Genomic DNA, 15,598 nt, shown 5'->3' with positions numbered 1-15,598 from the left:
TTACGCTGTGCCTTAATATCCGTATCGCCCAAAAGGGCTTGCCCAGGAAAACAACAGTGAGTCAGGTTACGCGTATGCACAAACGACATCGATTTAACACTCGAATGACCCGCATCATACTGCTTATCAGCTTCCTGTTCTTCTTTGGCCGCTTTGTTTATTCCTCAATTGGTGCATGGTATCACCATCAGGATAAAATCCAGTCGCAGCAGGTCACTCAGCCTCTGGATACGACAATCCGCTAGCGCCTTACCTCAGCAATCGAATCACTTCTGAAATGCCTTTACTGAGGATTTTATCCTGACGCATCACAATCCCAAGCTGCCTGTGCAGCACAGGGGTTAGCGAGCGTACATTTAATCCTTCGCGATCTGCCGGATGCTCAACCGCCATCCGCGGAATAATGCTGTAACCAAGCCCTGCGCGAACCATACGTTTTATCGCCTCAATGCTGCCAAGCTGCATGACGGGGGATATCTGCAAACCGCTGGTGTGAAACCACATATCAATCAGCGTGCGCGTTCCGCTACCCGATTCAAATGCGATGAGCGGCAAGGCATGTAATGCCTGCGGCGTTAGCGCCGAAAAAGCCTCACTCTGACTCTGCTCGCTGGCAATAACATAGACAAACTCTTCATCCATGACCGGCATGATATCAAGCGCTCGCCCACTGGCCGGTAACGTCACCAGCCCGAGATCCAGACGATTTTCTTCCACGCCGCGGACAATATCCATGGTGTTCCCCGTGGTAACGCCTACGCGCAGCAGCGGGTGTTTCTCACGTAGCTGCTGCAATAACGGCGGCAAAAGATGGATACAGGCCGTTGCCCCCGTACCCAAGGTGAGCGAGCCCGTTACCTCGTGGCGATACTCGCTGACTGAACGAATCGTCTCTTCAACCGCCCGCTCTACCCGCTCCCCGTTTTCTAATAGCGCCAGCCCTGCGGCAGTCGCTTTGATCCCTCGCCCGGTACGCTCGATGAGCCGCGTCTGGAGAAACTGCTCAAGCTGGCGAACTTGCAGGCTGACGGCAGGTTGAGACAGCCCTAGCAGATCCGCAGCGGCTGAAAAGCTCCCCCGCTGGACCACCAGACGAAAGGTAACCAGATTTCCCAGATTCAGCGTTGTCATTCAAAGTTTCTCTTATGCAGGTCATAAGGTTGCGGTCCTGCCAGCAACATACCGCGCGCAGTATGCTAAGGACAACTCCCCGACGGAATGAATACCATGAAAACGCCTGCTATCCCCCGCTTTCTCGCCCTGACCGCCGGGTGCAATCAGCTGATTAACTGGGGGATTTCGTTCTACATGCCGGGCACTTTTGCGCGCGCCATTGCGACCGACCGAGGATGGTCATCACCGCAGATTTACCTTGGGCTAACCCTCGCGATGCTGGTGATGGCGGTCGTATCGCCGTTTGTCGCGACCTTGCTGGCAAGATGGGGCGGAAAACGAGTCGTGATGAGCGGTACTTTGATGATAGCGGTTAGCTGCGTAGTGATGGCTTACACACAAACGCCTTTTGGCTGGTGTGTCGCATGGCTATTGACCGGCGTAGGGATGCGACTCTCGTTATACGATGCGCTGTTCGCCTCGCTGGTGAATCTCTACGGCCAACAGGCGCGACGCACGATTTCACGCGTCACGCTGGCTGGCGGCCTCGCATCCACGATATTTTGGCCATTAGGCTCTTTGCTTCTCACCTTTATCAGTTGGCGAGATGCATTGCTGATTTACGCGGTTTTCGGGGTATTAAGTGCATTTTTAATTCTGCCGATGCCTAATCAAACGCTGCCCCGGCTGGTAAAGCGCAAATCCGCCGAACGAGATAACCACCGGCGTAATGGTATGCTGTATGCGGCGTTTATTGCACTGATCACCTTTGTCTCTAATGGTACCTCCACGCACCTGCCAGAATTTATTGCAAGCTTCGGTCTGCCAATAGCGGTGGGCATGCTGTGGGGAATTGGGCAGACTGGCGCACGATTTATGGAAGTGATCGCTGGATCGCAACTCACCCCCTTAAAATTAATGTTGATAACAGCGCTGGCGATGCCGGTGTGCTTTCTGATCGGGATAAGTGGAACCCTTTATCTATGGTGTGCCGCGGGGTTTGTGCTTGGATATGGCGCCATTAACGGGCTGGTGACGATCGTGAAAGCGACGCTACCCCTGGAACTCTTTGCCGCAGAGGACTACTCGCGAAGGACAGGCGTGTTGTTGATACCCGCTCAGCTTATGGCAGCCGTATCGCCATTTGCCTATGCATGGATGAATAAGGCGCTGGGTGTGATGGGAACGATGTGGGTGTCGTGGGGTTTAACGCTGATCGTTGGGGTATTAGCAGTGGGAATAGCAGCCAATAAAAAACCCTCTGCACTGGCAGAGGGTCTTGTTTAAGCGGGGAGAGTTATTCCCACTCAATTATTTACGACGCACATAACCAATTGACTGATAACAACTTTATGAAACATCATTTTCGCCGTACCGTTTTATATACCGTCACCGGATATCAGTACCATGAAAAATACCATGTCACCTGGTCAGGGAATCGTACTGCTTTTCACAGGTGATTCCTGCATCCCGATATCGCTCAGCCTCTTCTGCTGTTGCGACGTAAGCTCGGTTGCTTTCTTCAAGCATGTCGGCGAGCACACGGATGACCGTACCGGCTGACGTGCTAGCGGGGAAAGTTCCGGTATAGTGTTCGGCGAATCGCTTGATCTTGTCAAGTTCGGCGCGCAGGCTGCCAGCAGCGGCAACAGCATGCTCAGCATCAACACGCGCCACATCGATACGAGATTGAGCTTCACGTTCAATTTGTGTTTTCTCCTGATCGCGTTGCGACCTGGCTTTATCATCAGCCAGTTTCTGGTCGGTCTGAGCCTTCGCATACCCGGATGCGTACTGCGTTTCACCATGTTGCACCCAGGCGACACGGCAGCCAGCAGCCAGAGCAGCAAGCATCACTAATATAAGCAACTGTTTCCAGTACGCTTTAACGAATGCCAAGATCATAAAAGCGCCTTACAGGCAGCACCATAGCGCGCGCGCCTGTCGTCGATTCCGTTCTGCCCGCCATTGATGATCTGCGTGACGCGCACCAGGTCACCAGTAAACTTCATGCAACCTTTACTGGCGAAGAACCACGCTGCGCTGCGGGCCGCGTATTCATCCTGTGCCAGCATCTCTGGCTGCTTAACCAGATCCACCTTCAGACCGTTGCCACAGTCGCGGTAGTTGTTCAGGCCGGTGATCTGAATAAGTCCACGCCCGCGGTAAAACCAGCCGTCAGTCGGCCCGTTGTTCCCCATGCGTTTGCTGTATACCAGGTTAGCGATAGCGCGCTGTCGTTCGAGCGGTAACGATGGCTCACCAGCACGACGACCAAGAGCATTAGCCTGTCCTTGCGTTAGCCGCCCGGCGCGGACGAAGTTAGCCAGCCCCGTTACGCTGTAGTTGAAGTTCTCCTGCAACCTGGTGAAGCCGCCGGACTCATGGCCAACCTGCGCGATAAACATCGCCTGGTGTGCCGGAACCTCGATACCAAACTCTTTCATGGCAGTAGTGATATGCAGATACCAGCGCGTGGCCAGCACGTCACTGATGCCAGCTGCACGCTGGAATTGTTTAATGTCCATGCTGGGACCTCGTTATCTTGAAAATTTGCACCACGTTCCCTTTTGTCTTGATGAGCGCAGCCAGGAACACGGCTTTGATGATGACTTCTGACCAGTCGGCGCTGACGTAGTACCCGTAGAAGGTCCGGATAGGTACGCTGGCAGCCACGACAATCAGCAGGTAGGCGAGCCACCCTCCCCACCAGCGATGGCGTGACCCGTCCCGGCGGAACAGAAGCACTCGGATAGCAATGCCGCCGCAGATAGCGGCGTTCAGGATCAGAAGCAGCTCAGGACTGGTCATCGTCTTTTCTCCCCGGGATCAGGTCGCGCGGATTTTCAGAACGGTGATACAGCCAGATGCCAATGCGGACAGCGACGATTGCCGACACGAAAGCCCCGGCAGAAAACACAATACCCTTCTCGAATGAGTCCTGCGTTATCGTGGGGATCAGGCTGGCAACGCCTATAAGAATGGATGCTGTCGCTTTGTAGAAGAGAACGCCGCAGAGGAAGCTGAGGAGTGCCAGGAGTAACCTGCGCTTTATCGGATACTCAACCGCTGAGGTAACGAAAATTACCGCACCAGCAAGTGCCCCTAACGCAACCTCCGGCGGTATACCAACGAACACGGACGCCAGTGCCGTCAGGCTTAACCCCTGATTTACTGACTCCGTTGTCAGCACATGCGCCATAGTGACCACCGTTTAATGTGCATAAAGAACCCCCTTAGTTGGTGAGTTCATCATACACAATAAACCATATGTGGATTAAATTTGATCGGAATGCTCTTAACGAAATTACCTTTTGGGTATACAATGCAATCTATCTGATGCCAACAAAATTAATTAACTCATGAATAATAACAAGCTAGGAGCAGTGGAAGGCGTTCGTGGATGGGCTTGCCTTGTCGCCTTTATGTCTCACGTCATGTTTACCTTTTACCCATATGTGCATGGGCTAAGGCCAAGAGGCTACCAACCAAGCTCCAATGAGGAGTTTCTATTTAATTCTCCGTTCTCTTTTTTCTTTTCCGGGAGCGCGGCGGTCTTTGTATTCTTTGTATTGAGCGGATACATCCTTACGTATGTAATTTGCAAAGGTGAACAGCCAAGACGAGTGGCGGAGTTGTCTATAAAGAGATATCCTCGCTTGGTTATTCCGGCAATTGCATCATGTATATTTTCATTATTTATAATTGAGTTCGCAAAGCCTGATGCTTCTTCTGTAAGTGGATTTGCGCAGGGATATGGAAACTTCGAAACATCATTGTTATCAACAATAATAGATGGCGGATATACGACCTTCTTTGTCGGCGGGCATGGACTATACAACTGGGTTTTATGGACTATGAAGATTGAACTAATAGGCTCGTTCATCCTGTTCTTTACATGTCTATTAGCAAGTTACTCCAGATACAGGATCATTGCAGCTGTAATAGCTATAGCCGCAATATATTCGCTTGTAAATAATGTCACAGAAAAATTTGGATATATAGCGTTTATTATCGGATTTCTCATCCACGACCACGGCAAAAGAATAACAGGAGCATCACAGTTTATTGTTTTGATTGCAGGACTCTATCTTGCAGGTTTCCATGCAAACAGTAATTCTTATTCATTTATTAGCACATTTTTCGGCGTTAATGCAGGGTTGATTAGTTATACTATTTCCGCATCACTTATTGTTTATGGCGTTTTAATGGGTGATTCATTGAATTCGGCTCTATCAAATAAACTTTCACTGCTTTTAGGAAAGTTATCATTTTCTATATATTTAACACATTTACCGATTCTCTTCTCTGTAGGTGTGTATGTGTTCAACGTGACAAGTGTTAGCCTTGGCCGTTTTGAATCCGCAGTCTTAGCAACAATAGCATCACTTACTGCAACATTACTTGTATCCATTGTATTCCAGAAAACAGTTGATACCACATCCATGAAATTTTCAGGTTACTTAGCAAAAGCTGTCATAAAATAGAAAAGGGCCGAAAGGCCCTTTGTTTTATTTCCATGCTACTAACCTTGCAAATCCTGAAGTTCTGTTAGGTCCGACTGTGCTACCGAAAACCCCCTGAAAAGTTAGGTATGCCCCCGTCCTGATGGTATAGCCTGTAAGATTCACCTGCCATTCAATACCAGCACCCTGAGTTGTTGTGCCGTTATAGTAAAGTCTTGGGCTACAGTTATACACAGGACTTCTACCATCATCACCGTCAGAAAACATGATGATTGTGTTGGAGGGTGTTGCAGCGAATCCGTGGTTGTATGTGTAATTCTGTAGGGCAGAGACAGGGAACCATCCAGTATCATAATCAGGTAATGCAGGGGTCATTACTTGAGATTGCGATGCTGTACTTACTGTATCGTTCGTTGTAGTGCGAAATACATTTATATAAAGCAAGCCATCTTGAATAAACTGACTTTGATATCCAGATTCAAATGTTTCTACAGGACTCATCAGGTTGACGGCTGTAATATATTCAGACCAGAACGTAGTTGAGGCTGTGCTTTGCGTAAATTGATCAACAGAGATAGTTCTATACCTAACCCCAGATCTGCGTGCGGTATAGGTACAAAGGATATAAGGTTTTCCACCTGCGCTGTGCATTAACGACAATTGAGGTGTAACGAGTTGCCAGTCTAGTTCGGATGAAGAGTCGCTATCAGCCCAGTCAGGACCTCTCATTTCTCCGATTGATGCCCACGTCACACCGCCATCACTACTTCGATATACCAATGGCCTGTGAGTTCCGTCCATCGCTACCGTACCATCGCCATTCCTGGCAACGCAGATGCAAATTCCATCACCGCAATCAAGAACAGCAGCTTCATTAGCATCAACGCCTGCCGCAGACTGTATGGTTGCCCCTAATGCCCAGGTTGCCCCATTATCGGTACTCTCAAGTAATTGAAGCTTGTTATCTGTACCCGCGGTTGATGAGTAACATGGTATGCACCAGCGGTTTCCTAACACCTCTAGCTTCCCAAACGGAAGGAGATAAGTATATGCAATCCCAGGGCTTGGTATATCAGCCACCTTATTAAACGTAACGCCGTCATCTCTGGAAATGTATACTTCCACCCCTAAAAATATTTGAGGCGTCGAGTTAGGTTGCATTTTCACAAGCGCTATAACGATGTCACCGGTAGGGGCGGTTCCGCCTGACGAACCACGCATGTCAATACCAGGCTGTTGAATGATGGTTCTAGTGCTCCATGTTCCATCATTCGCAAGCTCAGAGAAAATAACATAACCTTCGCTTAGGTGATTCAGAGCGCGGCGGCACGACATATATATCTGACCATTTGCCTTTCGGTCCATGATGCCAAAATGGTCGTACTTTAATGTTGCGTGATTGGGAACTGATTTGTTTACCAGCCGGTGAGGCCTTTGAAATCTTTTTGCAAGTTCAGAGTTTTTTGCTCGAGTAACAATTCCAGTCGTTTTGAGAGGGTCACCAAGGGTATTGTTAATACCCTCTATATCGCCCTGGTGCTCGTCGAGGATATCCTGAACAGTGGACGGGTTTCCGTTCTCATCAGTTGCGCCAATAAGTCCGGCACCGGTCGGCTTGGCCAGCTCGATAAGAACGTCAGAAGCTGATCCTGAAGGCGGTATAACTACAATCGGATTACCAGCACTGTCGAACGCAGGCATTTTGTTTGCGCGTGTCGCTGCATCAGGAAGTTGCGGAATGGGCTCAGGAACGCGCAGCGTACGGCTAAAGTTTCCACTAGCCAGCGTATCAACGTAGTTTTTGGTGGCCGCGTCCTGAGGGTCTCGCGGGTCGCGCAAATTCCTGATGTAGTTGTTCAGCGCGTCGTACCAGTTTGCGATATTGGAAGGCTTGCGCAGCGCCAGGCGGAACATACTGCCTACCTGCTGGATCAGCATCGTCAGCTTATCAAACGCGTCTTCATGCACCTCAGCGAAGAACTTCCCCTGGTTGCGCAGGTCTGTTTCCTGTGTTGGCTCCAGCTCGCGCGCAATGGAGATCTGCCAGCCTGTAGCCAGCGGCGCGGTTAGAACCACGTTACCGCCGTTATAACCACCAGCATTTGTAACGGTGTAGTCAGTGTCCAGCACCAGCTCTGTGATGTTTTCGTTAAGGTCTACAACCGACACCGCCAGATCTGTTTTCTTGAATATGCGGAAGGTGTACGGGAAGGATGTCGTAACGCCGTTCCCAGTGTAATCGTTATGGTCAACTACGGTTGATACCGTCATGGCCTGTCTCCAGTAAAGCAGCGCCCGGCGCGCGTGCATCATCAGGACAGTTTATTACCCAATAAACCTTATATGAATTGAATGAATAACAATCAGAGAAGTTATTACCTTACAGGTAATCATCAAATCGCACTGGATAGTCTTTAGGACTTTTGCTACTGTACATATATACAGTGAATGCATGGAGATTATCAGATGCAACGTCAGTATCATCACCCGCTGGAAAAAGGATTTGCCGAACGAATACACACGCCGGGAGGCGTCCGCTCCCTTGTTGAAGATTCTCACCTGATGACGTTGCTGCGCCAGTTGGGTGAAGATGGTTTTAATGTTGATGGCCCTATGGCAGAGCTGACTGCCCTGGTGAACTATGTCACCAGCTCGCAGATGTCCATGAATGATCTGCAGATGCATCTTGATTACTGTGCAGAACAATTACGAAAACAAACCAGATAGAATTTACGTTTGGGGTATAAAATGTATTTGCCACGATCTGTGGCCTACACATGGATATGCTCATAATGAAAAAAATCTTTGCAGTTTTATTTGTTCTCTTGTCACTTGGTGCAGCAACACAGGCGTACGCCGGAAATTGCCAGCATTCTGATGATACTGCTTCAGATGGATCCCGCTGCGGTGGTCGCTCTGCCGATGCACGACCTGGCGGGAAGTAAAAATAAGGCCGCTCCGGCGGCCTTGTGACATGTCACAGCAATGGTAGTTTAAATACTATTGCAGCCAGAATAACGAAGGTCGCGAAGTAAACGACCTTCGCGGATGTCTCCCCAAGCCATCCTTTCCTGATAGCGAAAATTATCGCCCAAAGATACGCCGTGCCGCAGACAACAACGGCAGCAAACCAGAACAGAATCAACCCTATCTTGATCAAGATATCCATTATTGCCCCACTGCCTTTCCGAGATCTGGAGCGCGGCGCGGCGAAGTTTCTCCAGGCTCCCACCAGCTCGTTGTATTGAATTCCCGCTGCGCGCGATCTCTTACCCGGTCGTTGTACCCTGGGTTTGCCATCTCCTGAAGCTGTTGCAGGATCAAGTGATTGGTGATGGCTTTTGCATACCATAGGTTTGCGAATGGGGTGATCATGCGGGCCGTCTTCAGCGCGTCGGCACCGAAAGAAGTTTCTTCCCCCTGCAATGCCTTCTGCGGGTTAGTGATCAGCAGCTTGGTTAACTGCTCTGCAAAGCTGAGAACTGGCCCGCCAATGGTGGCCGCGATACTTGAGCCATATTGCGTATGGTCCTGGAAAAGGAAATCGCCGTAGATACCGAACGAGCCCCCCTTCAGCAGCGCTTGCACCCATGTCGTTGCCTTTGTCATATCCAGAGGATCATTACCGGTCAGCAGGCTATTCATCTGGTTGGCGAACATCCCGGCCAGAGTTGTGCCTGCAATGTATGAAGCAAGGAATTTAAGCGCCGGTACCGTGTCCAGATCATTAGCCCTGTTTACCAACTGGCGGAACCCGGCGAAAGGTGTGGTTTTGAAGAGCATGAAGCTTTTTATTAACTGGCCAGCATCGTCACGGGCGTATGTGTCCAGCCCTGTCGCTGTCGTAACTGCACTGGTCATTTCTCCGTGGGTAATGCCAAGCAGCTTCTGCGCGGCTTCAGCGCGGGCATTGCGAATCATACGAGTGATAGTCTGCTCAGCCTCCGCATCGAATGCCTCCTTCATGCGCTTCAGGCGCTCAGGAGGCAAATCGCCAAGTGCTGCCAGTGCTGTATCGCTACCGGCCCTAACCTGGGCGATGCGGTCTGCCATGATGTTGGTGATCACCTCATCAGGAACGGCATATATCCCGTCTGGCGTCATACCCATATGACCGCTGGTTGTCATGGGGCGCAAGTCGGCCGCCGCCATGATGGACCAGTCCTCATTGCTCCAGCCTTTGTTCGCCAGGATTGTTTTGTCAGAACCTTTGACTTCATCCAGCGTCTTGAATTTACGCGTCAACTCGCCGATATTTTTGTACATCAGCAGGCCAAACGATGCTTTGTTGGCGCGGTCCATAGCGATCAGACCGGACCACTTCAATGTCTTCTCAGCGAACCAACCGGTGATGCCGCGCGACAGGTCAAAGCCCCCCATCTTGGATACGACAGCAGCATGCGAATCCACCAGTAGGCCAAGCTCTGCGTTAGCGCGTTTGGCATCGCCGCTGAACAGGTTTTTAATGGTGTTGGAGGACAGTCTCATTCCGTCTCGTGTGAACCCTAATGCCTGGGCGTTTGCGCGCATTATCGCCTGATCGCTTGTGGCAGTGAGTACGCTGGTTCCGAGCATTGCGCTGGTCATCAGGTTTCTGAGTCCACCCACGCCGGATGCGAATACGCTCGATGTTGCCGCACCATTTAACCCGGCTTGAGAGTTAAACATACGCTCGACCATTTGCCGCTCGTCATTCATCTTGCCGACTGGCTTTCCTTCCGTTACAGCGCGCTGGTATACGCGGTCCAGAATCAGAGAGAAGTTGCGCGGTGCATCAGGGCCGAATGCTTTCACGACGCCAAGATCTCTGGATGATGATTGCAGGTGCGACATCATGACGCCAGCCACCGGTTGCTGAGTGTAACGCTCCATATAAGCATAATGGGATTGGGCATCTTTGAACGCCATCACCCTGCTCTGAGAGCCGCGATTCTTTATCCCACCCGTACCCATGAAAGCGCCAGGATCAATTTTGTTGGCACCATCTGTGGCCTTCGTCTCGAAGATGATTTCCAGAGACTGGCGATATTCGATGTCGTTCATCGGACTACCGTCCGGATTGACGTAGTTGCTGCGATCCTGCGTGTTGTAGACATCATCCACCCAAGCCTGACGAGCAAACTCAATCGGAGGCTGACGCCCTGACAGGCGCGCTTTTGCCTGCTCTGCAACCGGCAATGATGCCAGCCACTCGTCTCGCCCGGCGTTGCGGATGAAATCAGCGTCATCAACATATGGAAGATGCCAGTCATCACGCAGGCCAATATCAAAACCGTTGTCGTTCATCTCCTGACGGGCCCGACTGGTAACGTCATTCCAGACTTTGGCTATTTTCTTCGCCTGCGGGTTGCCTGTGTCCTCGCCATACAGTTCTTTCAGGATCTGGAACTGCGCAGACTTTGCGGCCTGCTGGTCAAACAGGCTTCGGAATCGCTGCTCGCCAAGCGCTTTGCTCTGCTCGAAGAATTTCTGAACATCTTCACCAGCATTCAACAACTCAGCGCTAAGCTGTCGGGACCAGTCCTGATATGCGCCGGTTGCAAGTTCTTCGGCTGATGTGACGGCTATATCGGTTCCATCAGTAGTGCGGCGACCAGAGAAGATGAACTGCTGCAAGTTGGCAGGCGTTTGCTGTTCAGGAGGTATATTAGCGTCGAGGGTATTAGTCACTTTGCTGATGGCGATCGCATTCTGTGCGACACGCTGGCGCTTCTTATAAATGTCATGCACTACACGCTGGCGAACCAGTTCGGCGGCTTCCATGTAAGTTTGCGCATCGGGTATTCCCGTTTTTCCTTCGCGGGCATTCTTCCTGCTCACCTGCCGTACGGATTCCTTAATACGATCTTCAATATTCTTTAGCTCATCAGCTTTAGGCTGGCGGCCCAGCGTCTGCGCAATAGCTTCAACACATGCCTGTTTCATTATGGATTCCTCAGGAAGCACGCCGCAGCGACGGAATATACTTTTGATTCTTTCTGCACGGTCTGAATTTGCTCATCGAAATCAGCCAGCACATCGGAAAGTTTCGCCGGCTGCCCGGTATCAGGGTGCGTAATCGTCAGATCTGGATTGGTGGTTGCCATATCTCGCGCCGCCATCAGGTCATAACTGTTGGATGAAATAGCCTGCCCGGTGTCGGGGTCGATGCTTGCCTGGCTACCGGTTTCGTCTGCTGCCGTGAATGCACTTTCTGCGCGTGGAGCCGATGCCTCTCCATTCAGTTCAGCAGGCGTTTCATACCTGACGCCATTTTCCTGGAAAACCTGTTCCATTGCATTGTACTGATCGGTAGCGGCATCCAGCATGCCTGGCCTTGATGGGCCGTCGAGCCCGCGCGCCATCATCCCGACGTTAACAGGCTGGCCGTCATTCAGTTGCCTGTACGCTTCATCCATTGCCGCCACATGGCTATTTATGCTCTCATTGCTGGCGTGAAGAACCGGGGAGGATTCCAGATCGTAATACAAGCCCTCGTTTAGAGTGTGGGCTGCATCGATATCACTGGGCTTAATGGCAGGAATATCTGCTGTAGCAGCAGTCTCTTTCACTGGTGTCTGAGTATCAGATCGCACTGGTGCGCCAGGTGCATCCGTTACTGGCGAAACTTCGGCCACAGGTGACGGCTCTGCGGTTGCGTCAGGAACGCTCTGCACCTCTGCCGCCGGGATGGGCTCCTCAGGCGATGGGATATCAGCAGCATTGCGTGACGCAAGATGATGAGCTCCACCGAAGGCACCACCCAGCACGGCATCAACCAACATGGCCTGACCGTCGAATACCCGGTACTGTTTCGCCATCTCGGTGTAGCCTTTTTCCTCCAGCGTTTCGCTTACTGAATAACGGTTAAGGCCACCAAATCCGGTGTTGATAGCCACGCCTGAAGCGATGCGCGTAACCAACGTCGTACCGACAGCAGCGGGAAGCGCCATTCCAGCGGCGTTGAAAGAGCTTTGCTGTGCCGCCAAATTTCGCGCCGTCGCCTCATCAACGCCTTTGCTGCGAAAATCCTGATAAGATTGCTCATACGTTGAGCTAAACGCGGTGGAAGCGCCAACAACAGGGCCACCGACGATAGTTCCTGCGATGGCAGGTGCGAACTGACCAAGACCATAGAGCACTTCGGCAGCGGTTCCCTGGCTTCCGGCATCCGGTTTAACGTAGCCGCGAGCATCCTGTAACTGTTTGCCGATCGTGTCGTAGGTATCATTCAGGGTTTTGTCTGCATCAGGGAACATCACACGGAATATGTTTACTGTTGGGGCCACGTCAGCGGTAAATGCAGGATCGCTTATCAGACGCTTGCTGAATCCTACAGCTGATTGAGCCAGGCCAATTGTTCCTTCTGCCGCGCCTCGCACTGGAGCCGCAATTGAACCCTGGAAGAATGTCGGCTCATAGTCTTCAGGCCGTGCCGGATTGGCCGCAGTTTTATCGTCTGTCCACGCCTGGCCTTCTGGTGCAAGAGAGAATACATCAGACATTATTCAACCCTCACGACAATAGCTTCATTGGTTTTCGGATCCGTCGCCCAGCGCCCGCTACCGCTGACCAGGCGATACTGGTTGTTGCCGATATTAACCGGCGTGAAGTTGGAGGCGGCGTTAACATTAAGCCCCGCGTCTTTTAATGATTTCTGCGCTGACACGGTGTAACGGTCTTTAAAAGTGGACTTATCCATACCGAATGGCATGACAACATCACCGCCGTTGAAGCCCTTATACACTCCGCCAGTGGCATACTGCGCTGCCTTCTCGGCTACATCAGAATTGGCCGCGTCGGTGCGCGTCATGGAGGCATCACCTGACTGATAGGCGATCCCAGCATAAGCAGCTTTGAACAGGTTGTAACTGAGCTGGCGCGCCTGCGGGTTGTTAGCAAATGAGCTGCCCACCTGATCGTCAAATGCACGTTTCATCTTGTCTTCGCTGGGAAGTTGGACCGGAGTTATGCCAGCGTCTTTCATCGCCTTCGTTGGGTTAAGTAGTTGATCGCCTGCCAGCACCACCTTCGACACATCGTATTTGTTCATGGTTGGCTTGTATCCTACAAACTGGCTATAGGCGATCGATGGTTTATTATTGTCGTACTGATTATCAGGAGTACCCAGCAGCAGCGCAGAGTAGGCGGTAGCCGCGTTATTCGGCGCAATGGCAGAAGCAACCTGGCGCATCGCCGGAGCCGACAGGGTTTCACCCATGCTCTGCAACAGGCTGATAGTCTGGTTTACATCTTTGGTGCCGCGAACCTGTTCAGACAGTGTTGCAGCCTCTTCACTGGACAGGATCGGCGCATTGATGCCAATAGCGCGTAGACTTTCCTGTGACGAGAACCGGTTAGCTACTTCAGCAGTAATATCATTCGGATTGTTGCTGGCAATCGGCTTATATGCCCCGATCTCCACTGCGGCATTAAACGGATTATTCTGCCGCTGGCTGATTACCTTCGTGGCCGCAGCCGATACATGGTCGAAAGTCTCAGCGCGAGATGCGTAACCCTCTCCTGTTTCATCCGCTCCTGGCTTCAGTTGTTCGACGTATGCCTGAATGCTGCTGGTAGGCATATTCCGGAACGAGCCGATGTACTGCCCGGCGATCTGCGTATTACGAAATTCGGTATATTTCAGGTTTCCTTCGCGCACGCCGTAGGCAGCGAGGAAGTCGGTCTGCGTTGGAGCATCAGGGAAATCCACACCGCGCATGTATGCAGCACTGGCATCGCGCACGCGCCCATCGATATTGGTACGATACTCCGCCTGCTGCTGGTTGCGGATCTGATCTGCCTGCCGCATAAATGTCGCCTGCGCCTCTGGAGACGCAGCGTCGAATGCCGCATTACCTGTGTAGCGTTTGGTGCTGGTTGGCAACTGGGATAGCCCGATAGCCGCGCTTACGCCAGATGCCATCTGCTGATCGCTGTATGGCTGACTTCCATTCTCATGGTGAATAATGGCGGCACACAGCGCCTTCAGCGTGTCAGGATTTGATGCATCCAGTTGCTGATCGGCGGTTACGCCAAGTTGCTGACACACCGCTTTGATGTAGGCGTCGGTGTTATTGTTGTCCGATGGTGGTGCCCATCGATTAATGATGTCGCTGACCGTATCAATCCCCTGCCGCTGGTACGAAAGGAGGTTGCGACCCAGCGCTCGAATCCCATGCTCAGGCGTTTCGAACTTGGCAAAGCGCCCATCGTCACCGGTCTGACCTGACCACGGATTGCTTTTGCTGAATTCCAGATTGCCTGGGTTATTGTTGCGGATGCCGCGAGCATCATCAGGAGCGCCATCAGAAACAGCCCGACGAGAACCGGCAACTGTATCGCTTAGTTCGCCATTGCTCTGAATGAATTCGATAGAGTTATTGGCTGACCATTGTGAGAGAGAGGCGTCTGCCACTTTCTCTTTGAACTCGACTTTCTTCGCCTGAATCTGCTCTGCGCTCCATCCATGCGCTGCACCGTAATCATCTATCTGCTGAAAGGTCTGCTGGTTGTACAGCACATAGTTCGCGTTATCACCATATGCTGACGCCGCCAGCTTCCCGTTATTCAGCAACGTTGCCTGGAACTGCCCTTCTTCGTAGGCATTGATTTGCCCGATCTCATGGCGGCCAGCCTGCGTAGTGAACTGAATGCGCTGCTGCTCAGCGTTCTGCATAAACCCGGCGCGGGCTCCTTCCGGGAGTGTCATTGCAATTTGCTCGGCCTGAGAATCAAATTGCTGGGTATACTCATCGCGTTTCCCGATCGCATTCTTGCCCTGCATGTTGAGCAGGCCAGTGTCAGGATTATTCAGGAGTTCGCTTGATACCTGGCTGAGCTGAAGAGAAGCGTCCTGTGATTGCGCCACGTCAGCACGCTGCTTGGCCTGAGCAAAAACATCAATTGCCTTTGGCCCAGCCTGGGTGAGCGCATCACCGATGTTTGGTTGTGGTAGTGCCTGAACGCCGGGAGACTGGAATCCTCGACTCTCAACCTGACGCCCGCTAACTGTAGGTACGACTGGCATGTCTGTATCT

General features: G+C 51.7%; 15 protein-coding genes. 5 read left to right on the top strand and 10 right to left on the bottom strand.

The window, feature by feature from the left end; genetic code table 11:
* The first annotated feature begins 56 nt into the window (after nt 1-56).
* Nucleotides 57-245 (top strand): YfgG family protein, encoded by a 189-nt coding sequence (locus tag AC6EMZ_RS06490; RefSeq protein WP_498401617.1) that lies wholly within the window; start codon nt 57-59, stop codon nt 243-245.
* Between the two features lie 4 nt (nt 246-249).
* Here AC6EMZ_RS06490 and AC6EMZ_RS06485 read toward each other — a convergent pair whose 3' ends face one another.
* Nucleotides 250-1,131, bottom strand: coding sequence for a LysR family transcriptional regulator (locus AC6EMZ_RS06485; protein ID WP_498401616.1), 882 nt, complete (start codon nt 1,129-1,131; stop codon nt 250-252).
* A 96-nt stretch (nt 1,132-1,227) separates the two neighbouring features.
* Here AC6EMZ_RS06485 and AC6EMZ_RS06480 point away from each other — a divergent pair, with 96 nt between their 5' ends.
* Nucleotides 1,228-2,400, top strand: a complete 1,173-nt coding sequence (locus tag AC6EMZ_RS06480; RefSeq protein WP_498401615.1) for an MFS transporter — start codon at nt 1,228-1,230, stop codon at nt 2,398-2,400.
* A 135-nt stretch (nt 2,401-2,535) separates the two neighbouring features.
* Here AC6EMZ_RS06480 and AC6EMZ_RS06475 read toward each other — a convergent pair whose 3' ends face one another.
* Genes AC6EMZ_RS06475 through AC6EMZ_RS06460 form a run of 4 tightly spaced genes read right to left on the bottom strand, consistent with a single transcriptional unit; the run spans nt 2,536 to nt 4,315 of the window.
* Nucleotides 2,536-3,018: a DUF2514 family protein gene (locus AC6EMZ_RS06475; protein WP_498401614.1), complete on the bottom strand. Its 483-nt coding sequence runs from the start codon at nt 3,016-3,018 to the stop codon at nt 2,536-2,538.
* Nucleotides 3,015-3,641, bottom strand: a complete 627-nt coding sequence (locus AC6EMZ_RS06470; RefSeq protein WP_498401613.1) for a glycoside hydrolase family 19 protein — start codon at nt 3,639-3,641, stop codon at nt 3,015-3,017. The genes AC6EMZ_RS06475 and AC6EMZ_RS06470 overlap by 4 nt, the downstream gene beginning before the upstream one ends.
* Nucleotides 3,631-3,924: a phage holin family protein gene (locus tag AC6EMZ_RS06465; RefSeq protein ID WP_024203029.1), complete on the bottom strand. Its 294-nt coding sequence runs from the start codon at nt 3,922-3,924 to the stop codon at nt 3,631-3,633. Before AC6EMZ_RS06465 ends, AC6EMZ_RS06470 begins: the two co-directional genes overlap by 11 nt.
* Nucleotides 3,911-4,315: a putative holin gene (locus tag AC6EMZ_RS06460; protein WP_047344980.1), complete on the bottom strand. Its 405-nt coding sequence runs from the start codon at nt 4,313-4,315 to the stop codon at nt 3,911-3,913. Before AC6EMZ_RS06460 ends, AC6EMZ_RS06465 begins: the two co-directional genes overlap by 14 nt.
* A 160-nt stretch (nt 4,316-4,475) precedes the next feature.
* Between AC6EMZ_RS06460 and AC6EMZ_RS06455 the strand changes: the two genes are divergently transcribed.
* Nucleotides 4,476-5,600, top strand: coding sequence for an acyltransferase family protein (locus tag AC6EMZ_RS06455; protein ID WP_498401612.1), 1,125 nt, complete (start codon nt 4,476-4,478; stop codon nt 5,598-5,600).
* A 24-nt stretch (nt 5,601-5,624) separates the two neighbouring features.
* Here the strand turns inward: AC6EMZ_RS06455 and AC6EMZ_RS06450 are convergent, their stop codons facing one another.
* Nucleotides 5,625-7,850, bottom strand: a complete 2,226-nt coding sequence (locus tag AC6EMZ_RS06450; protein WP_498401611.1) for a sialidase family protein — start codon at nt 7,848-7,850, stop codon at nt 5,625-5,627.
* Between the two features lie 195 nt (nt 7,851-8,045).
* Between AC6EMZ_RS06450 and AC6EMZ_RS06445 the strand changes: the two genes are divergently transcribed.
* Together AC6EMZ_RS06445 and AC6EMZ_RS06440 are read left to right on the top strand one after the other, a co-directional pair.
* Nucleotides 8,046-8,306 (top strand): hypothetical protein, encoded by a 261-nt coding sequence (locus AC6EMZ_RS06445; protein ID WP_498401610.1) that lies wholly within the window; start codon nt 8,046-8,048, stop codon nt 8,304-8,306.
* Between the two features lie 108 nt (nt 8,307-8,414).
* Nucleotides 8,415-8,552 carry a hypothetical protein gene (locus AC6EMZ_RS06440; RefSeq protein WP_498401609.1) on the top strand — a complete coding sequence of 46 codons (138 nt, stop codon included), beginning with the start codon at nt 8,415-8,417 and terminating at the stop codon, nt 8,550-8,552.
* Between the two features lie 4 nt (nt 8,553-8,556).
* Here AC6EMZ_RS06440 and AC6EMZ_RS06435 read toward each other — a convergent pair whose 3' ends face one another.
* From AC6EMZ_RS06435 to AC6EMZ_RS06420, 4 genes are read right to left on the bottom strand one after another with little or no spacing between them, the layout of a single operon-like run.
* Nucleotides 8,557-8,748, bottom strand: coding sequence for a hypothetical protein (locus AC6EMZ_RS06435; protein WP_498401608.1), 192 nt, complete (start codon nt 8,746-8,748; stop codon nt 8,557-8,559).
* The gene (locus tag AC6EMZ_RS06430; protein WP_498401607.1) at nt 8,748-11,504 is read right to left on the bottom strand and encodes a hypothetical protein; all 2,757 of its coding nucleotides are present in this window, start codon (nt 11,502-11,504) and stop codon (nt 8,748-8,750) included. Before AC6EMZ_RS06430 ends, AC6EMZ_RS06435 begins: the two co-directional genes overlap by 1 nt.
* Entirely contained in the window at nt 11,504-13,063 is a 1,560-nt protein-coding gene (locus AC6EMZ_RS06425; protein WP_498401606.1) for a hypothetical protein, read from the bottom strand. Before AC6EMZ_RS06425 ends, AC6EMZ_RS06430 begins: the two co-directional genes overlap by 1 nt.
* Nucleotides 13,063-15,588 (bottom strand): hypothetical protein, encoded by a 2,526-nt coding sequence (locus tag AC6EMZ_RS06420; protein ID WP_498401605.1) that lies wholly within the window; start codon nt 15,586-15,588, stop codon nt 13,063-13,065. The genes AC6EMZ_RS06425 and AC6EMZ_RS06420 overlap by 1 nt, the downstream gene beginning before the upstream one ends.
* Nucleotides 15,589-15,598 lie beyond the last annotated feature (10 nt).

Source organism: Enterobacter sp. SCRI0065 (assembly GCF_059766475.1).
This window is presented reverse-complemented; position numbering and strand designations above follow the sequence as displayed.